This is a genomic window from Streptomyces sp. NPDC001828 (assembly GCF_042892175.1).
Classification (GTDB): domain Bacteria; phylum Actinomycetota; class Actinomycetes; order Streptomycetales; family Streptomycetaceae; genus Streptomyces.
This window is the reverse complement of sequence record NZ_JBIATV010000026.1, coordinates 1-19,821: the sequence shown is the minus strand read 5'-3', so window position 1 is coordinate 19,821 and position 19,821 is coordinate 1. Positions and strand designations below refer to the sequence as shown.

The 19,821-nt window shown below is 71.3% G+C and carries 15 protein-coding genes and 1 pseudogene; 11 read left to right on the top strand and 5 right to left on the bottom strand.

The features are described 5' to 3' along the window. Window position 1: 1 nt before the first annotated feature. The 9 genes and pseudogenes from ACFYZA_RS39750 to ACFYZA_RS39710 all read left to right on the top strand — a co-directional run. The gene (locus ACFYZA_RS39750; RefSeq protein WP_388495081.1) at window positions 2-5,005 is read left to right on the top strand and encodes an amino acid adenylation domain-containing protein; all 5,004 of its coding nucleotides are present in this window, start codon (window positions 2-4) and stop codon (window positions 5,003-5,005) included. Next, window positions 5,002-8,457, top strand: coding sequence for a beta-ketoacyl synthase N-terminal-like domain-containing protein (locus ACFYZA_RS39745; protein ID WP_388495080.1), 3,456 nt, complete (start codon window positions 5,002-5,004; stop codon window positions 8,455-8,457). The genes ACFYZA_RS39750 and ACFYZA_RS39745 overlap by 4 nt, the downstream gene beginning before the upstream one ends. Beyond that, window positions 8,454-10,061, top strand: coding sequence for an amino acid adenylation domain-containing protein (locus tag ACFYZA_RS39740; RefSeq protein ID WP_388495079.1), 1,608 nt, complete (start codon window positions 8,454-8,456; stop codon window positions 10,059-10,061). The genes ACFYZA_RS39745 and ACFYZA_RS39740 overlap by 4 nt, the downstream gene beginning before the upstream one ends. Window positions 10,062-10,067: 6 nt before the next feature. After that, on the top strand, window positions 10,068-11,354 hold the full coding sequence (locus ACFYZA_RS39735; protein WP_388495078.1) for an MFS transporter: 1,287 nt from the start codon (window positions 10,068-10,070) through the stop codon (window positions 11,352-11,354). A gap of 57 nt (window positions 11,355-11,411) precedes the next feature. Further along, the gene (locus ACFYZA_RS39730) at window positions 11,412-12,464 is read left to right on the top strand and encodes a MupA/Atu3671 family FMN-dependent luciferase-like monooxygenase (RefSeq protein WP_388495077.1); all 1,053 of its coding nucleotides are present in this window, start codon (window positions 11,412-11,414) and stop codon (window positions 12,462-12,464) included. After that, window positions 12,461-13,054, top strand: coding sequence for a flavin reductase family protein (locus tag ACFYZA_RS39725; RefSeq protein ID WP_388495076.1), 594 nt, complete (start codon window positions 12,461-12,463; stop codon window positions 13,052-13,054). Before ACFYZA_RS39730 ends, ACFYZA_RS39725 begins: the two co-directional genes overlap by 4 nt. After that, window positions 13,051-13,914 (top strand): ACP S-malonyltransferase, encoded by an 864-nt coding sequence (gene fabD, locus ACFYZA_RS39720; protein ID WP_388495075.1) that lies wholly within the window; start codon window positions 13,051-13,053, stop codon window positions 13,912-13,914. The genes ACFYZA_RS39725 and fabD overlap by 4 nt, the downstream gene beginning before the upstream one ends. Beyond that, complete coding sequence (locus tag ACFYZA_RS39715) at window positions 13,911-14,693, top strand: thioesterase II family protein (protein ID WP_388495074.1); 783 nt, start codon at window positions 13,911-13,913, stop codon at window positions 14,691-14,693. The genes fabD and ACFYZA_RS39715 overlap by 4 nt, the downstream gene beginning before the upstream one ends. 198 nt (window positions 14,694-14,891) lie before the next feature. Next, a pseudogene (locus ACFYZA_RS39710) lies at window positions 14,892-15,317 on the top strand (transposase); the annotation flags it as partial. A gap of 239 nt (window positions 15,318-15,556) precedes the next feature. On the opposite strand, the gene ACFYZA_RS39705 reads toward ACFYZA_RS39710, so the two are convergent. Both ACFYZA_RS39705 and ACFYZA_RS39700 read right to left on the bottom strand, forming a co-directional pair. Next, window positions 15,557-16,066, bottom strand: coding sequence for an NUDIX hydrolase (locus tag ACFYZA_RS39705; protein WP_388495073.1), 510 nt, complete (start codon window positions 16,064-16,066; stop codon window positions 15,557-15,559). Between the two features lie 520 nt (window positions 16,067-16,586). After that, window positions 16,587-16,733, bottom strand: a complete 147-nt coding sequence (locus tag ACFYZA_RS39700; protein WP_388495072.1) for a hypothetical protein — start codon at window positions 16,731-16,733, stop codon at window positions 16,587-16,589. A gap of 12 nt (window positions 16,734-16,745) precedes the next feature. On the opposite strand from ACFYZA_RS39700, the gene ACFYZA_RS39695 reads away from it, so the two are divergent. After that, window positions 16,746-16,985, top strand: coding sequence for a hypothetical protein (locus ACFYZA_RS39695; protein WP_388495071.1), 240 nt, complete (start codon window positions 16,746-16,748; stop codon window positions 16,983-16,985). Window positions 16,986-17,028: 43 nt separating this feature from the next. Here the strand turns inward: ACFYZA_RS39695 and ACFYZA_RS39690 are convergent, their stop codons facing one another. The 3 genes from ACFYZA_RS39690 to ACFYZA_RS39680 form a co-directional block, all read right to left on the bottom strand. Further along, a complete protein-coding gene (locus ACFYZA_RS39690; protein WP_388495070.1) occupies window positions 17,029-17,478 on the bottom strand; it encodes a hypothetical protein in 450 nt (149 codons plus the stop codon). A 716-nt stretch (window positions 17,479-18,194) separates the two neighbouring features. Further along, window positions 18,195-18,350 carry a hypothetical protein gene (locus ACFYZA_RS39685; RefSeq protein ID WP_388493840.1) on the bottom strand — a complete coding sequence of 52 codons (156 nt, stop codon included), beginning with the start codon at window positions 18,348-18,350 and terminating at the stop codon, window positions 18,195-18,197. A 494-nt stretch (window positions 18,351-18,844) separates the two neighbouring features. Beyond that, window positions 18,845-18,973, bottom strand: coding sequence for a hypothetical protein (locus ACFYZA_RS39680; protein WP_388495069.1), 129 nt, complete (start codon window positions 18,971-18,973; stop codon window positions 18,845-18,847). 57 nt (window positions 18,974-19,030) lie between these two features. Here ACFYZA_RS39680 and ACFYZA_RS39675 point away from each other — a divergent pair, with 57 nt between their 5' ends. After that, window positions 19,031-19,678 (top strand): hypothetical protein, encoded by a 648-nt coding sequence (locus tag ACFYZA_RS39675; RefSeq protein ID WP_388495068.1) that lies wholly within the window; start codon window positions 19,031-19,033, stop codon window positions 19,676-19,678. Window positions 19,679-19,821: the final 143 nt, after the last annotated feature.

The window sequence follows — 19,821 nt, the reverse complement described above, 5'->3', positions numbered from 1 at the left end:
CATGGCGCCACCGCGCCCGCCTGCCCCCGAACGAGGGGGAGCCACCACGGCTCCCCTCTCACCGGCTCAGGAACGGCTCTGGTTCATCCACCAGACCGCCCCCGCCTCGCCGGTCTACAACGTTCCCCTCCTCACTCGGTGGCATGAGCCGATCGACGTACGGGCCCTGACAAAGGCCCTCGAAGCGCTCACCGCCACCCACGAGGTGCTCCGCACCACCTACGCCTCCCACGACGGCAGGCCGGTGCAGGTGGTCGCGCCGCCCGGCCCGGTCCGCATCGAGGTTCTCCAAGCGGGCTGCGCACCCGACGATTCCGAGCTGGCGCGCCACGCCCGCAGGCCGTTCGCGCTGACCGACGAGCCGCCGTTGCGCGCTACGGTCTGGCCAGGGGGCGCGGGCCACTCGGGAACCTTGCTCTTGAACATCCACCACATCGCCATCGACGGCTGGTCGCTGCCCGCCCTCTACGACGGTCTCGCGCACGCCTACGAACAGGCACTGGCCGGCGCCTCCGATCCGGAACTGCCGGAACTGCCGGTGCAGTACGCCGACTTTGCGGTATGGGATGCGGAAAATTCCCTCGACCCGGCCCTCGACGCGCAGCTCGACGCGCGCGCCGCGCTCATCGCCCGCGCGGCCGGCGAAGAGCTCGTGCTCGCCCCCGCTGCCGCCCGCGAGCGCGTCATAGAGGGAGACCGACGCGGCGAGCAGCACCGCTTCGCCCTGGACGCCCAGGTGGAGGCAGCCGTCGCCGAGCTCGCTCGCAGCCTCAAGGTCACTCCGTTCGTGGTCCTGTTCGCCGCCTTCCAAGCGGTGGTGCAGAGGTGGAGTGGTCGCGAGGAGTTCCTGCTCGGCACGGTCGCCGCGAACCGTCCCCACCCATCCGTCGCACGGCTGGTCGGATTCTTCGTGAACACCGTTCCGCTGCTCTGCGCACCCGACCCAGAAGCCGGGTTCGACGCACTGTGCACCGCCTCCCGGGCCGAGTCTTTCCGGGTGCTGACCCATCAGAGGCTGCCGTTCGACCGGCTGGCCGCCCGGCTCGGACCCGCCGGGCTGGCCGACATCGGGTTCGTCCTGCAGAACGCCCCGGCCGCAGGCGCGTCGGGCCGTTGGGCGCCGCCTGAACTGCTGCCGACCGGCACCGCCAAGCAGGACCTGTCCCTCGTGCTGGAGAGCGAGCCGGGCGGAGGCCTGCAAGCCACCGTCGAGTACGACACCGGCCGGTACACGGCCGATACCGCCCGCCACCTCGCCGAAAGCTACACGGCGCTGCTCATCGCGGCCGTGGGCCGCCCCGGCACCCGCCTGAAGGACCTTCCGATCAGCCCCCGCCCCGACGCCGCTCCGCCGCACGGCGTGCTCGTCGGAGCGGAGCCCGGGCCGTACCCAGCGCACACAGCCTCCGAGGCTCTAGAGCGTGTGCTGGCTGCCGCCGATCCCGGCACCGTCGCCGTCGAATGCGCGGGTGCCCGGCTGACCTGGGGCGAACTGAACACCTGGTCGGCGGCCGTGGCGGCCCGGCTGCGCGGTGCGGGAACCGGCCCCGGCTCCTTCGTACCAGTGCTGGCCGCCCGCGGGCCGGCCCTAGTGGCCGCCTGGGTCGGCGTCCTGCGGGCCGGTGCGGCCTTCGTGCCGCTCGCGACGGAGACCCCGGTCGCCCGGATCGCGTACATCCTCGGACAGACCGAGCCCGACACAGTCCTGGTGTGCCCCGAGGGAGCCGCACTGCTGACAGGGATCGACACGACGGCGAAGCCACTCGCGTTGGACGAACTGTCTGCCTGGCCCGGGGAGTTCGACGCGGCCGCGTGGTCTGCGGCAGTGCCGGGCGACCCCGCGGCCGTCATCTACACCTCCGGCACCACAGGACGCCCCAAGGGCGTGCTCGTGCCGCAGCGCGGGCTGCTCAACACCGCCCTGTGGTGGGGCCGCGACTGCGGGCTCGGACCGGCTGACCGACTGCTGCTCACCGCCGGAACGGCCTTCGACCCGGCCGCCTTCAACGTGGTCGAGGCCCTGCTGGCCGGCGCCCAGCTGGTCATCGCCGACGACGCCGAGCGCCGTGACCCGCAGGCGTTGCTGGACCTGGTGCGGGGCCCGCACGGAGCCACCGTGGCCGGTTCGATCACGCCCAGCCTGCTGAACGCGATGCTCGAGGCTGACCCGGAACCCCACAAGGGAACCACCCTGCGGGCCCTGTACTCGGGTGGCGAAGTGCTCGCACGCCGACTCGCCGCCCAGTGTGCGAACCGCTGGGGCACCAAGGTCATCAACGTATATGGCCCCACCGAAGGCTCCTGCAACAGCACCTATGCCCACGTGGACCCCGCCGACGAGCAGGCACCGGCCATCGGCGTCCCGCTGCCCGGCACCCGCGCCTACATCCTCGGCCCGCACGGTGAGGAACTGCCCCCGGGGGTCCCCGGCGAGCTGTACGTCGCCGGCGTCGGCGTGGCCATCGGCTACCTCGGCCGCCCTGACCTCACGCGGGCCGCCTTCCTGCCCGATCCGCACGCCACGCGCTTCCACGAAGACCCCGGCGCCCGGATGTACCGGACGGGGGACCGTGTGGTCCTGCGGGAGGACGGCCGGATCGGCTACCTGGGCCGCGCCGACGACCAGGTGAAGATCCTCGGTAACCGTATCGAACCCGGCGAGGTCACGCGCCTGCTGGAGGAGGACCCGGCGGTCGCGGTGGCAGCCGTCCATGCCACCGGAACCCCGCCGACCCTCGTCGCCTACGTCACTCTGAGCGAGACTGGCGGGCCCGTACCGCTGTCCCAGGGGGAACTTCTGCGCCCCCTCCTGCGCTGGTTGCCCGCGGCCGCGCTCCCCACCACGGTGTACGTCGTCGACTTCCTCCCCCGCACCATCAACGACAAGGTCGACTTCGCCGCCCTCTCGGCGTTGCGAGACCGCCCGCTGCCCCTGGCCGAGGAGCGGCCGGCGGAGCTGACTGCGGCCCAGCGCCAGGCCGCCGGGCTCATGGCCGACATGCTCGCCCCGCCGTCGCACGGCCAGGAGCCGGGGCAGCGCATCGACGCGGACGCCCTCGGACCCGGCACCGACTTCTTCACCTTGGGCGGCCACTCGCTGCTGGCGGTACGGATGCTCGCGGAGGCCGAACGCCGCTGGGGCATGCCGGTACCCCTGCGCGGCTTCCTCACAGAACCCACCGTGGCCGGTCTGGCCCGCTGCCTGGAAGAGGCGCGGACGGAGCCGGCCTCCGCCCCGGCCCCGCACGTCGACCCACGGGCCGAGCATCCGGCCAGCCCCGTACAGCAGCGCATGTGGGCCATCGACCGGATCCGGACTCTGCGGATCTCTTACCTGGCGCCGAGCGTCGTGGAGATCGACGGCCCCGTGGACCGGCAGGCGCTGCGTACGGCCTTCGCCCGCACACTGGAGCGGCACCCGGGGCTGCGCTCCCGCTTCCGGCTGGACGCGAAGGCTCGCCGGGTGTTCTACCGGACCGACGGCCCGGCTCCCGAAGTGGTCCACGCCGACGGCACCGGATGGAGCGCCGAAGAACGCGAGGAGCGGATCTCCGAGATCTGCTGGACGCCGTTCGACCTGGCACGCGACGCCCCGGCGCGCGGTGCGGTGATCGCCCTGGGTCCCGAACGCACCCTGCTCGTCTACGGAGTGCACCACATCGTCTCCGACGGCTGGTCGCTGGATCTGGTCCTGAGCGATGTCGTCGCGTGGTACCGGGCGCTGACCGGTGTGGCCGGCCGGGTAAGCATGGACGGCACGGCCCCCGATGATATGGCCGGCCCGGAGGGGGCGGCCCCGGCAGGCCTGTCCCTCCCTGGGCACCCGGCCGCCGTACGGTACGGCGACGCCCCCGATGAGGCGGCCCTGGAAGAACAGCTCGCGGGCCTGCGCGGCGCACCCACCGACATCGCGCTGCCGCACGACCGGCCGCGCGGGAAGAGCCAGTCCGTGGAGGCGGACACGCGGACCCAGGAACTGGACCCCGCACAGGCCGCCCGTCTGTCCGAACTCGCGGCAGAGCAAAGCTGTACCTCCTTCATGGTCGCTGCCGTGCTGCTCGCCGTGGCGCTCGCCCGGCGCGGGCACCAGCGCGACTTCCTGTTCACCTTCCCGTGGGCGGGCCGTGACGGCGCGGACCGGGCCCGCACGGTGGGCATGTTCGTCAACACCCTGCTCGTCCGGGCGGACCTACGTGGCGAGCCCAGCTGGCGGGAGGCACTGACCCGGGTCCGCGCCTCGGCGCTGGCCGCCTACCGGCACCCCGACACGCCGTTCGACACGCTGGCCGCCGCCCTTCACCCCGACCGGGGACTCAGCCGTCCCGCAGTGACCCCGGTGTACCTCAACGCCGTGAGCGGGGCGGCCCGGCCTCCCACGCTTGACGCCCGGACCCGGACGAGATTCGTGACGCCGCCACGGCTGAAGTCCAAGTACGAACTGGAATTCACCGTCATAGCGGGTCCGGATCGGTTCGCCCTGTCCTTCTCCTACCTCACTGCTCTGTTCGACGCGGACACCGTCGACGGGCTCCTCACCGACGTGGCGCAGGCCGCCACCGACCTCATCTCAGACCTGGAGAATTCCGTGCTCACCACCACCGTGCAGACGCAGCCCACCGAGGCAGTTCCCTCCGCCGACCTTGCCGACCGGATCGCGGCCCTGTGGAGCGAGGTACTCGAGGCCGGCGACCTCGCGCACGACGTCAACTTCTTCGACGCGGGCGGCGACTCGCTGCTCCTCATCGTGCTCATGGAGCGGCTGTCCGAACTCACGGGCCGTGAGCTGGACGCCGCCGACCTCTTCGAGCACAGCACAATCGAGGCGCAGACCGACCTCCTCATCGGCCCGGACGCACAGGCGCTCACCGAGGGGGCCACCGCCGGGACCGGTACCGCCGCGCCCGGCTCCGAACAGCTTGCCCCAGGGGTTCACGCCCGCGCCGGACTGCGCGGTCGGGGCCGCAGCGGCCGCTCGGCCATCGTGTCCGAGGAGGGCTCCGCGTGAGCGGCGAGGACGCGATCGCCGTCATCGGGACCGGCTGCCGGTTCCCCGATGCCTGGAGCCCCCAGGAGTACTGGGCCAACATCGCTGACGGCCGGGTCTCCATCAGGGACCTCGACACCGACCGGCTCGAGGCGGCGGGCCTGAGCCGCGAGACCCTGGACTCGCCCGAGTACGTGAAGCGGGCAGCGGGCATACCCGCCGCAGGGGACTTCGCGGCGGAGTTCTTCGGCTACTCGCCGGCCGAAGCTGCGGCCACTGACCCCCAGCAGCGGATCTTCCTGGAAGCCTGCTGGCAGGCCCTGGAGTCGGCGGGCCACGCGCCCCGGGGCGGCCACCTGGTCACCGGCGTCTTCGCGGGAGGCAGCCCCAGCACCTACATGGCCGCCCTCCAGGTCTCCCGCGCATGGACGGACGGAGTCATGGGCGCCGTCGACGACGTCGCCCTCCACCTGGGCGGGCTGGGTGACTTCCTACCGTCCCGTGTTGCCTACAAGCTCGGACTGCGCGGGCCGTCGATCGGTGTCCAGACCGCCTGCTCCTCCTCCCTGACGGCCGTGCACTACGCGGTCCTCAGCCTGTTGTCCGGCGAATGTGACATGGCGCTCGCGGGGGGCGCCTCCGTCAACGAACCGATGCTCGGCTACCGCTACCACGCGGGAGGTCTCCAGTCCCGGGACGGCTACTGCCGCCCCTTCGACGCCCGCTCCACCGGCACCTCGTTCAGTTCCGGTGTCGGCGTGGTGGTCCTGCGCCGTCTCGCCGACGCCCTGCACGACGGAGACCCGGTCATCGCGGTGTTGCACGGCACCGCCATCGGCAACGACGGGTCGGCCCGCTCCGGATTCACCGCGCCCAGCCCCGGCGGACTCGCCGACGTGATCGCCAACGCGCTGGACGTCGCGGGGATCGGGGGCGACAAGCTGCGCTACGTGGAGGCCCACGGCTCCGGCACTCCACTCGGCGACCAGATCGAGCTGCGGGGCCTGACGGCAGGCATCCGCGCGGGGCTCTCCCGTTCAGCCGTCGCACCGGCCGGCTACTGCGCCTTGGGTTCGGTCAAGGCGAACATCGGGCACGCCGGGCCCGCCGCTGGCATTGCCGGGCTGATCAAGGCCGTCCAAGTGGCCCGTACCGGCGCCCTGCCCCCGCACCCGCTGTTCGAGCGGCCGCGTAACCCCGGAATGCTGGCCGAAAGCCCCTTCACCATCACCTCCAAGGGCGCCGACGCGGGCGGGGACCCGGCCTACGTCCTGGTCAACTCGATGGGACTCGGCGGCACCAACGCCACCGCGGTGCTCGGACCGCCGCCGGCCCCCACCCGGCCCGAGGCCCCGGCCCGCGACACCGTGCGGCTCGTGCTCTCAGCCCGTACCGACTCCGAACTGGTCTCCGTCGCCGCGGAGCTGGCCGCGGCCCTGGAGGCGCCAGGAGCACCCGCCGCCGCCGACACCGCCCACACGCTGAAGGTCGGCCGCACCGGGCAGCCCCACCGGCGCGTGGTGACGGCCCCTGCGGACGACGCGCGGGCCCTGGCCGCGGCTTTGCGAACACCCGCCGGGACACCGCCCGCGCCGCGCCGCCGGGTGGTCCTCATACCGCCCGCTGGCGGCGCCGACCTTGTGGTCATCGCCCGGCTCAGCGCAGCCTTCCGGGGACGCGCCGACATCGCCCCCGACCCGGCTCAGCCGCCCCGCCCGGACCGCTTCACGATCCTGATCGGCCATGGCGAACCCGGCGAGGGCCGCCACGTACTGCCGCTGGACGGCCCTGCGGACGAGGCTCAACGGATCGAGGAAGCCGTCACCGCAGCCTGGCTACACGGAGCCGATGTGGACTGGGAGGAGCTGGCCGGGGACACAGGCCGCCGCATGGCCTTGCCCACCTACCCCTTCACCCGGGACCGCCACTGGGCCCTGGACTCCCTGCCCCCGCTCGCCGCACCCCCCGCCACCGCCGCGGGTACGGCCCCGGCCGAGTCGACCGAGCGAGCCGACGCTGTGGCGCAGGGCGTCCCGGCGGGCGCCGACCGGTTCGAGGGCGAGATCCTGGCGGTGTGGCGCCGGGTGCTCGGCCACGCCGGCCTTGGCCTGGACGACGAGTTCGGACCGCACGGTGGCGAATCGCTCTCCGCCATGCGCATCGAAGGCGCCGTGCAGAAGGCCTTCGGCGTCGCCGTCGACGTCTACCGCGCCGGTGGGGCCGAGGCGACCGTACGCCGCATGGCGGCCGTTGTCCGCTCCGCGTCCACGCCGTCCCCGGATCGGGCGGTGCCCGCCGAAACGGACCTCGTCGGCACCGATCTGACCCTCGACCTCGGAAGCCCGGGCACCGGAAGGACCCGTACGAGAGCCACGGACACCCTTATGACCGGGGCGGCCCAGTTCCTCGACACGTTCGTCCTGCGCGAACTGCTGCTGAACACCACCGGCACCATCCACTGCCTCGTACCCGTCGACGACGAGGCCGAGGGCCGGGAACTGCTCCGCTCCAACGCCGCTGCCTGCGAATTGCCCGAACCCGACCCGCGGCGGGTCCGGGTGCTGCCCGTCGGCGCCTCCGGGGACCCCGTGGACCTCGTCCGCCATGACGCGGCCCTCGGCGCCCGGATCGCCCGCGTCATCCACACCCCGGCGCCGTTCGGCCTGACCGGCCCCTACGAGCAGCTGCGAGAGGACACCGTCCTCCCGCTCGCCCGGCTGCTCGCGTGGATGCGCGGCGAGGGCGTCGACGACCTCACCCTGCTCTCCACCCTCAGCGCCTGTGGCTCTGGCCTCGGCGCCGGAGCGCGCATCGAGGAGACGCGGGAACAGCCGCTCCGCCCCGGCATGCCGGGCGGCGCGGTCGCCGCCTGGGTCGCCGAACGGCTGGTGGAACGCGCCGAACAGGACGGCATGCGGGTACGGGTCTTCCGTACGGGCCTGCTGCTTGGCAGCGCCGCCTCCGGAGCCTGCGACCCCCGGCACCCGCTGTGGCGGCTCATCGCAGGAGGCCTCGCCGTCGGCACGCATCCGCATGACGAACGCTCCCTCGCCGTAAGCCCCGTGGACCTGGCGGCTCGCGCCATCGCCCAGCTCACCTTCTCACCTTCCTCGGAAGGCCGCGCATACCACTTGGTGGGGGAGGAAACCGTCACCACGCAGCACCTGTTCGACCTGCTGTCGGCGGCCGACCGGCCGACGCGGGCCGTGACCGAACGCCAGTGGCAGCGCGAGGTCTCACTGCGCGCCCTCGACCGGGAGAACGAGGTCCTCGACCCGCTGGCACCGCGCGGACTGGGCCGGCTGACCCTCAGCACGGGCAGCGTCGAGGCGCAGGCGTGGCAGTCCTGGCTACGCCAGGGCGGCCACGACCCCAAGCCCTCCGCCCGATCCCTCCTCAGCAGTCTCGACTTCGCCTCTGCCCACGACACCGCCTACGCGGACCTGCTCGGCACGCCCCAAGGATCCCGATGAACGACCTGACTGAACTCCCGCTCCATGACCACACCCTGTACGACTGGTTCGCGCGCTCGCTGGCCTCCTACCCCGATGACCCCGCCATCGAGGTCCTCGGAAAGACCTACAGCTACCGCGCTCTGGACGAGCGTGCGGCGGCTGTCGCGGCGGCCGTGCTGCGCGCCAACGGCGGCAGCGCGCCCGCCAGGATCGGCCTGCTCGCCTCCCGCAGCCTCACAGCCTTCGCCGGATACCTCGCCGCCCTGCGCCTGGGTGCCATCCTCACCCCGCTCAACCCCGGCTATCCGGTCGGCCGGAACCGCTCCGTGTGGGAGCTCGCCCGGGCCGAGGTCCTGCTCGCCGACGAGGAAGGATCGGCCCAGCTCAAGGGCGATCTTGCGGCCGCCGGCGGTCCCACCCTGCTGCGCCTCACCGACACCGACACCGAGGCCCTGGAAGCCGACGCTTTCGCGCTCCCAGCACGTATCGCCACACCTACGGACACCGCCTACATCCTGTTCACCTCCGGCTCCACTGGCCGCCCCAAGGGCGTGCCGATCAAGCATCGCAACCTCGCCCCGTACATCGCGCACAACATCGAGCGGTTCGAAGTGCGGCCGGGCTGCCGGGTCTCGCACACCTTCGATCTGACCTTCGACCCCTCCGTCTTCGACCTGTTCGTCACCTGGGGCGGCGGCGCAACCCTGGTGGTCCCGCAACGCACCGAACTGCTGGAACCGATCCGGTACATCGTCGAACGGTCCGTCACCCACTGGTTCTCGGTGCCCTCGGTCGTCTCGGTCGCCGCGAGCCTGGGCAGGCTGCCGCAGGGGAAGGCGCCCGACCTGCGGTACGGGATCTTCATCGGGGAGCAGCTGACGGAGCGACAGGCCCGGCTGTGGGCGGGGGCCGCGCCCAAGGCCCGTATCGAGAACGTCTACGGACCAACTGAACTCACCGTCGCCTGCACCGAGTTCCGGCTCGCCGACGACAGCAGCCAGTGGCCCGCCACTTCGAATGGCACGATCCCCATCGGGCCGGTCTACGGTTTCCTCGACCACGTCGTGCTCGGTGAGGACGGCCGGCCCGCCGACGAGGGCGAACTGTGCATCCGGGGTCCGCAGCGCTTCGACGGCTACCTAGACCCGGCCGACGACCACGGCAGGTTCCTCGCGTACGACGCGGCCGACGGCCGCCCCGCCGAGGTCTACCGGGGCGAGACCCCGCTCACCCCGGCCCACTGGTACCGCACCGGCGACCGGGTGCGCCGTGAACACGGCACTCTCACCCACCTCGGGCGGCTCGACAACCAGGTCAAGGTGCGCGGCTACCGCATCGAGCTCGGCGAGATCGAGTCCGCCCTGCGCCGCCATCCCGCCATAGGCGACGCCGTCGTCCTGGCGATCCCCGGACCCGACGAGACCGAACTCGTTGCCTGCTACACCGGCGAACGGCTCAAAGGCAGCGACATCATGCTCCGGCTGCGCAAGCAGATACCCGTCCACATGGTCCCGCGCCGCTACGAGCACCTCGACGCCATGCCGCTCAACCCCAACGGCAAGATCGACCGCCCGGCCCTGAACCGGGAATTCACCCACGCCACCTCCCAAGGGAAGCGGTGACCCGCCATGGCCCTGTCCCTCTCCACTCTGCTGCGTGACCTCAAGCCGCCCTCGCCCGTCGTCAGGGTCCTGGCCATCAGCAACCTCGCGCGGACAGTGGCGAACGGCTTCCTGCTCTCCGTCACAGTGCTGTACTTCATGAGTGCCATAGGCATCCCCGCCGCGAGCGTCGGCCTCGGCATGACCGTCGCCGCCGTGTTGGCCATGCTCGTCAGCATCCCGGCGGGCCGGCTCTCCGATCGGTTCGGCTCGCGCACCACCTCCGTCGTGTTCGGTTCGGCCCAGGGCGTCATCGTCTGCTGCTACGCCCTGACCGGCGGGTTCTCCGGATTCCTCGTCGTCGTCGCGCTGGCATCGATGGCCGATGCCGGCGGGGCCGCCGCCCGTGGCGCGCTGATCGCCGAGGCTCTCCCGCCGGCCGAACGGGTCCCGGCCCGGGCCTACCTGCAGTCCGTCATCAACGTCGGCCTGTCCCTGGGCACGCTGCTCGGCGGCACCGCCCTCGCCGCCGACTCGGCCGCGCTCTACCGCGTCCTGCTCGCTGCCACCGGCGTCCTGTTCGTCGCTGCCGGGCTGATGTGCCTGCCGCTCCCGCAGACCCCGGCCGGCGCCGGGAAGCCGGGGGAGGAGCGCCGCAACGTCCTGCGCGACATCCCCTTTGTGGTGGTCGCCGTGCTCAACGCCGTACTGGTCCTGGGCACCGACGCGCTGCTGACGGTGGCGCTGCCCCTGTGGATCGCGGAGCGCACCGACGCGCCGGTCTCGATCTTCGCCGGCCTGATCTTCGTCAACACCGCGATGTGCGTGCTGTTCCAGGTGCGCATGAGCAGGGGCGCCGAGGACGTCCCGGGCGGAGCCCGCGCGATGCGAAGGGCCGGCATCCTGCTGGCCGTGTGCTGCGCCTGTTTCGCGCTGTCCGCCGGGCAGCCCGCCTGGGTCGCGGCCGTCTGCCTGGTTGTCGGCGCCATGGTCCACGTGTGCGGCGAGATGCTGCACTCGGCCGGATCCTGGGCCTTGTCATACGAGCTCTCGCCCTCGAACGCCCACGGCCAGTACCAGGGCATGTTCAACCTGGCCCAGCGCGTCGGCGGCGCCGTCACTCCCGCCCTGACCACCATCGTGATCATCGGCTGGGGCTGGCCGGGATGGGCCCTGTTCGGCGCCGTCCTGTTGGCCGGCGGCTTGGCCACACCGGCCGTTGCGCGCTGGGCGGAGAGCACCCGCGTGACCGAGCCCGAGCCCGGACCCCAGCCCGTGAAAGAGGCGTCGCAGTCGACGCCCGCCCCGGCCTGACCGAGGCCTTCCCGGGGGTGACCGCGTCCGGCGCGGGCCCCGTACAGAGAGAGAAACATGGACTTCAGTCTCTTCTACTTCGGCAACGACAGCACGGCACCCGACGACCGAAACCGGTACGACTTGGTCCTCGAAGGCGCCCGGTTCGCCGACACCCACGGTTTCACCGCCGTGTGGACGCCCGAGCGGCACTTCCACGCCTTCGGCGGCCTCTACCCCAACCCGGCGGTGACCGGCGCGGCCATCGCCGCCGTCACCAGTCGCGTCGCCATCCGTGCCGGCAGTGTCGTCGCCCCGCTCCACCATCCCCTGCGTATCGCGGAGGAGTGGTCGGTCGTCGACAACATCTCCGGGGGACGGGTAGGCCTTGCCTTCGCCTCCGGCTGGCACGCCACCGATTTCGCCCTGCGCCCCGAGGCCTACGAGAACCGCCGCGAGGTGCTCCTGGACAGCGTCCGCACGGTCCGCGGGCTCTGGCGCGGAGAGGAGGCGGACGTGCTCGACGGCACTGGAGTCCCGCAGCGGGTGCGCTCATTCCCTCGCGCGGTCCAGCCCGAGCTGCCGGTGTGGATCACCAGCGCGGGCGGGGTCGAGACCTTCCGTAACGCCGGGGCCCTGGGCGCGGGAGTCCTGACCCATCTCCTGGGCCAGGACGTCGACGAGCTCGCCGGCAAGATCGCCGCATATAGGGAGGCCTACGCGAACCGCCCCGGCGCGGATGGCTCCGCCGGACACGTGGTGGTCATGGCCCACACCTATCTGGATCAGGACGACGAAGCCGCTCGCCTCCTCGTACGCGATCCGCTCACTGCCTACCTGCGAACCTCCGTCAACCTGCTCCTCGGCTCACAGGCGCACGGCACTGCTCGCCGCATCGACCCGGCCAAACTCCGTGACAAGGACCTCGACTTTCTCGCCGCGCGGGCCTTCGACCGCTACTACGAGGACGGCGCGCTATTGGGCACCGTCCCCAGGGCCGCACGGGTCGTGGCCCGGCTCAAGGACCTCGGGGTGGACGAGATCGCCTGCCTCATCGACTTCGGGCTGCCCGCCAAGGTGGTCCTCGACGGGCTCGCCACCCTCGATGAACTCCGGAGGACCACCACATGAGCGCCCACACACCGATCGCGGCGGTGGCCGACAAGCGCCCCGCCGCATCCGGCTCCGCCCCGTCCCGGACCGGCGCCGTCCCTCCCGAATCCGAGGCGCCCAGCCGCCGCTTCCGGCGCACCGCGGGCCGCTTCCCGACCGGAGTCACCGTTGTCACCACGCTCGACCAGGACCGGCGGCCCCACGGCACGACCGTGAACTCCTTCACGACCGTCTCAATGGACCCCTGCCTGGTCCTCGTCGCCCTCGGGCACAGCTCCCGGCTGCACGACAAGATCCTGGCGTCCTCCGCCTTCACCGTCAGCGTGCTCTCCGCGACACAGGAGCACGAGGCGCGCTGGTTCGCCGACCCAGCCCGCCCCGCCGGCGTCGATGCCTTCACCGGTCGGCCCTGGAGCCCCGCCCCGTACTCGGGCGCCCCCATCCTCCTCGACGGTGTCGCCTACTTCGACTGCGCCGTGGAGGAAGCCCGCCCCGCCGGGGATCACACCCTGCTGGTGGGCCGCGTCGAGACCTTCGGCGTGCTCAGCGATGTTCCCGCGCTCACCTTCGCCGACAGCGCTTTCACCCCGAGAGAAGGCCAGCTGTGACCCTCGTGTACATGTTCCCGGGCCAGGGCTCGCAGAGGGTGGGCATGGGCCGCGAGCTCTTCGCCCGCTTCCCCGACCGTCTCGCCGAAGCCGACAGGGTGCTCGGGTATTCCGTCCGCGAACTGTGTCTGCGGAACCCGCAAGAGAGGCTTGGGCAGACTGCCTTCACCCAGCCCGCGGTCTACGTGGTCAACGCCCTTTCCTATGCCGCCGCACGGGCCGACGGCAGACCCAGTCCGGCCGCCGCCGTCGGCCACAGCCTCGGCGAGTACAACGCCCTCGAGGCGGCCGGGGTTTTCGGCTTCGCCGAAGGACTGCGCCTGGTCGCGGCTCGGGCCGAAAGCATGTCCCGGGTCACCGACGGCGGCATGTGCGCGGTCATCGGCATGGACGAAGCGGTGATCCGGCTGCTGCTGCGCCGGGCCGGCCTCGAAACCGTCAAGGTGGCCAACTACAACACCGCCGACCAGACCATCATCGGCGGCCCGGTTGCCAAGCTGGAAGCGGCGGCCACCCTGCTCAAGAATGCGGGCGCCCGCGGCGTACGTCAGCTCCCGGTCAGCGGCCCGTTCCACACCGCCCATATGTCCGCCGCGGCCGAGGAGTTCGGCCGCGTGCTGGGCCGCACCCCGCTCTCGGCTCCGGCCTTCCCCGTCCTCGCGAACCGCACTGCACGCCCGCACTCGGCCGAAGATCTGGCCGTCGCATTGACGGAGCACATCGACCACCCGGTGCTGTGGCGGCAGAGCATCGAGGCCCTGCTCGACACCGACCCGGACACCGTGTTCGAGGAACTGGGGGACAGCACCGTCCTCACCCGCATGCTGCGTGCCATCCGTACCGAAAGGACCGCCCGTTGAACACCCGAGTCTCCGCCGTCATCCGGCCCCGTCCGGTGGACGACCCGGCCGTGCGCCTGTTCGTCCTGCATCACGCGGGCGGATCCCACCTCGCCTACACCCCGTGGGTCTCTCACTTCCCCGCAGACTGGGACGTGTGCCTCGTCGAGGCACCCGGTCGCGGCCCGCTCAGCGGGGTCCCGCTCCAGGTGAGCACCGAGGCCCTTGCCGCGTACCTGCTGGAGGATCTACTCCCCTGGCTGGACGCGCCCTTCGCCTTCTTCGGACACAGCATGGGCGCACTCGTCGGGTACGAACTGACACTCCAGACCGTCGAGCGGGGCCTCGCACCCCCGGTCTGGCTGGGCATCTCCGCGTGCGAAACCCCCTTCGACGAAGAGTTCCCCGGCGCCCGGGAACCCCTCCACACCATGGCCGGTCCGGACCTGCGGGCCGCGCTGGCGGCCATGGGCGGACTGCCCCAGGCCATCCTGCAGGACGACGACGTCTGGGCCCTGTACGAGCCCCGCCTGCGCGCCGACTTCCAACTCGTGGAGAGCTGGCGCCCGCGCCCCGCCGGACGCTCGCGGATCCTGGTGCCCTGCTCGCTCTTCGGCGGGGAGGAGGACCACGTGGTGACCCCGGCCGAGCTGACGGCATGGTCCGACGGGGCCGACCAACCGCTCGGCGAGTACCTCTACCCGGGCGGCCACTTCTACTGGGACGGCCAGATCGACGCGGTCGCGGCCCAGATCGTCGAGGAGATCGACACAGCGGTCCCCGGCCTCGCGACCTGGTGACTCCGCGCTGAGCGCCCCGGCCGAGGCGCTAACGCTGGGAGGGAGATTTGTTGGTGTTCGGTGAGGTGGCTGGCTTGGTGTGTTGCTGGTTCGCTGAGAGGTGTAGGTGGCGGTCTTCGTAGCTGGGTCGGCGTATCTGAGCTGGAGTTATGTGTTCTGTGCTGAGGGCAGCTGGGTTGCGTTGTAGGTAGTTCCTGCGGCCGCAAGCGTCACCTAGTCGTCGACACCAAGGGCCTGCCGCTGTTCGTCATGGTCACCCCCGCCGACATGACCGACCGCGACGCGGCCAAGGAAGTCCTGTTCCGGCTGCGGCTCATGCACCCCGAGATCACCATCGTCTGGGCCGACTCCGCCTACGCCGGACAGCTCGTGACCTGGTCGAACAAGTACCTGGGCCTGACGGTCAAGACGGTGAGCCGGCCCAAGAACGCGGTCGGCTTCGTCGTGCTGCCCCGCCGCTGGGTGGTCGAGAGGTCCCTGGCCTGGGTCATGCACGCCCGCAGACACGCTCGCGACTACGAGCGGCTCATCCAGCACTCCAAATCGCTGATCACCTGGGCCGCGATCACCCTCATGACCAGGCGCATCACCCGCCGACAGTCCCGCCGGGCCAGCCAGCCACCCCCTCGCGAGCACACCCGGGACTGACCGGGACACCGCCACCTCCCGCCTCCGAATCGTCCCGTTTTTCCATCCTGTGTCGGCGTACTGGTGGGAGTGCTCCACCGAGTACAGAGATTTGTGCACCAGCTTTGGCGACCTGCTCCGTTTGAGACCATCGGCACTTCCCAGTCTGCGGACAGCCGATTGCCTGCCCACGGACAACACGTGGGCTACGTCGATCGGGTGGAACGGACACTCCGTCAGGGCTGGACTGTGTCCAGGCGATCTTGCAGGGCCTTCGTGATCAGGTCGTGGATGAGGTACTCGCCGGGGGCTCGGTTCTCCTTGAGGCGGGCAACGTCGCCGGGTCCGAACCAGTCGTAGGCGGTGTGCTTGGACCATTCCAGGGCGGGGTGGTCCAGATCGCCGTCGACCTCGACGAGGTAGTCGGCCTCGTGCCGCATTCCGGCACCGTCGTCGCCGGTCCAGGTGGTGATCCCGAGGAGGCGCCGGACGCGGCGAAGGCGCCAGCCGGTCTCCTCTTCGACTTCTCGGGCGAGGGCGTCCAACAACGCCTCACCGGGCTCGACATGACCGCCGACGATGTCCCAGCAGTCGGGGAAGAGCCGTCTGTGGGGGCTGCGTTTCTGGGCGAAGGCTTTGCCGTCCAGGTTGAGGATGACAGCTCCGACCGCCCAGACCTCGCCGTCGGCGGGCGCAGGGATCTCGACGCTGGTCTCTGCGGCTACGCGGTACTGATCCTCTGACATGTCCTCAATGTAGGGCCGTCCGGCCACTCACGCCGTCGCCTCACCCAGTCTCACAGTTCCACTACCGATCAGACATACCCCGGGCAGGTTTGCCTCGCTCGTCCTCGGCCCTCTCCAGAGCGTTGATGGCCCGGCGGCGCCAACGCGTGATGCCTACAACGGCGACCATCCCACCCAGTAGACAGGCCAGCGGAACACCCCAGGCTGCGGCCATGAACAGGGTCCCAAGTGATTCCATGACGCCCCCTCCCGTGGAATGGCCTCGGGCTGGAGCTCGTTGCCAAGACGGGTGCGGAAATCTCTGTACTCGGTGGAACATTCTCACGAGTACGCCGCCACTTTGGCACGGCGGGTTCCGGGCGAAGCCGCATCCCGTCCGCCTCACCAAAACGAGTGACACCCTCGCCGAGAACCCCACAGGTCCTCACCCACCCCCGGACCATTCCTTGTCATGCATGGATCAGGATCGAGTACTCACGCCGTCCGGAAGAGTCTCACCGACCGGTACCGGTACCGGCACTCAGCCGCGCAGGCCGACCTCCACCGTCGCCGTCGCCGACGCGCCCTCGTGGGAGTCGCCGCCGTTCCAGCGCACCGTGTACGTCGTCTTGCCTGCCGCCCACGGCTTGTCGATGACCTTGTGCACCAGGTCGAGGGTCTGCCTCATCTGCGGAGGCGGATGACGGCGGGCGAGACGGTCGAGCCGGCGATGTGCCTGAAGGACTTCCGGCAGGTTCGCCAGCGGCAGGTCGTGAGTGGCCCGCGTCCAGGTCCGATGCCGGAAACACAGGTATCGGTGGACGCTGGCCCGCTTCGGCCGCTGGAGTCTCTACCGCTGACCACCCGCATCGGCGGCCCTGGGGGGATCGAAGGCAGGACGGCGCTGGGTTTTCTCCAGCGGACCGCGATCGATCCGTAGCTCGCCAGGAATGCCAGACAGGCGAACGAAGGCGCAGGCAGGCTTACTTGAGTGTGATGCAGGGTTTGGTGGTGGCGCCGTAGTTGAACTCCACGCAGATCCGGCTGCCTGCGGGAAGGTCGGGTCCCACACGGTCGTGGCGGCCGCGACCCCAGCTGATCTCGGTCCAGGACTCCACTGCTTTGCCTGCCCGCCAGCTTCCGCCGACATGGCGGGGTCCGCCCGGTGTTTGATACCACCAGCGCGCCAGATTGTGGGATCTGACCGGGCTGCGGTTGGCGTAGATCCAGCTCAGGGTGCGCTGCCGGGAGCCGGCCCGGTGCCAGTAGGTGACGACCATCCCGTAAAGGCACGGGTTGCCGGCCTCGGCGTGACAGGTGTTGGCGCGCTCATCGACGTAGGAGGCCGACGAGGCCGGGCCTACCGCAACGGCAAGAGCAGCCGCAGCCAACAACCCGGCCCCTAACGCATGGACTCGCGGAGCCTTCGGCATGAGTGAACCTCCTGAACGACGGATCATGCTGAGTTCAACCGTGCGCGGGACCGGGCAGTCACCGTGGATGCCGTGCCCCTGCGCCCGTAGACATGTCGGCCCTGACGCCGGCGGGAGGAAGGGGTGTCAGGGCCGGAAACACGATCCGCCTCAGGGGGAGGGCGGGAGTTCCACGTGTCGTCCTGCCCAACGGTGAGGCGGCAACAAGGGTCACGCACCTTTGTCACAGGGATCCGGGAGGGCGGTTCATCGGCCGAGCTGTTGACGGCAGGCGCGCACCACGGACGGATCGAAGCCCGTCCCCTGCGCCCAGGAACAGACCGCCCCGGTGTTATACGGCGGAGGGACTTGATGCGGGCGATGCCGTGCAGGGGAGGTGCGCCGGATGACAGCCGGGGTCCGGCCGGTTGCGCGGTGAGGGTGCCGTGACGGGGCGACGGCGGGTTCGTGCTGGGGCTGGCCCGGGTCGGGGCGGGCCGCAGGGTGGGAGGTAGCGGCCGAGGTCGCGGTGGCTGGGCCGTAGGCGGGGGCCAGGGTCTCCCGTGCGGGCGGCTGGACGGGGTCCGGCCACCCTGGGCCCGGAGCCACCGTGGCCAGACGCTCTCCCCGGGGGAGTAATCCCCCAGCGGGGGGTGCCGGGTTGGGGGCGATGGTCACGCAGCCTGTGCTGAGAACCAGCACGGCCAGCACGGTGGGCAGCAGGAGGGGGATGCGCATCAGGAGGTGCGGGCGAGTGATTCCTTGGCCGTGGAGATCAGGTGCCGGTCCACCCAGCCGTCCACGCCCGACCCCTTCATCGTGATGTGCGCCCAGTTCACGTCACGGGTGTAGCCGTGGAAGCGGCACTTCTGGTCGCGGTACCCGATCCCCATTCTTGCCGCCGCCGTTGAAGGGGCCTGGCGGATGACGGCCGCATCGGTGTCGATCCGGCACGGCTCCTCACCCGACGACGCCGCGACCGACGACGCCATCGGCCCGACAGCAAGGGCCCCCAGCGCACCGGCAATCCCGACAGCCCACATGGCCCTGGTGCGCACCCGCATCCCTCCAAAGATCACAAACAGTGGAGGCACCTTCGTAGCGAGACTGCGGCGGTGAAGTCGAACCAGATCGCGTGCCGTTCATCCATGGGCGTGGAAACTGCCATCATCACACCAGGCCGCTGGTCACCGCTGCGGCTGTACCGGCCCCGTGATCTCGAGGTGCCCGGGCCAGAGGCAGAAGAGGACTTCAGTGACCTCCTCGTCCGCAGACCAGGCTCAGGCGCAGGCTGCACGCCGGCCGCCTGACAAAGACGCAGCTTGTGCGATGACCACTCTTCTCATGCCCTGGGATGAACCTGGCGGGAAACGGATCGACTTCAAGGTCACCACCCGGCTAGGAAGATCACCCGGGAGGCGAGCTGCTCAACAAGGCGCTCATCGTGGCTGCGCAGGCCCTGGAGGAGCGGGCCCGCGCGTAGCGGGAGCGCGAGCGCGTCGCGGCGGAGCGCCAACGTCAGCAGGCTAAGGCGGACCGGCTGCGGGAGCTGGAAGGCGCCTCCGACATCACGGTGGCCGAGTACGAGTACGAGTACGAGCACGAGGCGCGCAAGGGCACGGCGGCCGCGAACGCGGACGCGGCCCGCGCGGCGGCGGAGTCCAAGGCGGCAGCGGCGAAGGTGGCGGCGGAGCGCGCTTGTGTGGCGGCGGAGCGCCAGGCCCGGACCGAGGCCGAGGCGATCGAATCGGCGGAGGCGGCCGAGGCCCGGCGCAAGGCGGCCGAGGAATTCTCGGCGGCCGAGGCGGAGGCGGCGCGTGCCCACGCGGCGGCGGAGCGCTCGCGGTCAGAGGCTGCCCGCTGGGCAGCCGAGGCCGCCCGCCTGGCCGCCGACGAGAAAGCGGCGGAGACCGACCGGCAGGAGGCCGCGCACATCGCCCACGAGACCGCGCTCCTGGAAGCGCGTACCGCCGTCGCCGAAGACTTCGCCCGCCTGACGGCCCGCGAGCGCAATGAACGGCGAGTCGCCCGCCTGCTCCTGGCGAACGGGTTCAACGTCGTCCGTCCCGACGCCGAAGTCGTCCCGCTCACGCAGATCATGAGCGTCCTGAACATCAAGCAGACCGCAGCAGGCGACACACGGACCGGAGCCGTACGCCTGCTCATGGAGGGCTACCGGGCCACGGACTTCGAGTTGGAGATGGACGGCACGCAGGTCTGATCCCGCGTCACGGCGGTGGGGGGGGGGCCCCCCCGGGGGGGCCCCCCCCCCCCGGGGGGGGGGGGCGGCCCGGGGGGGGGGGGGGGCGGGGGGGGGGGGGGGCCGGGCGCCGCCCCCACCCCCGCCCGCCCCCCCCCCAAGCC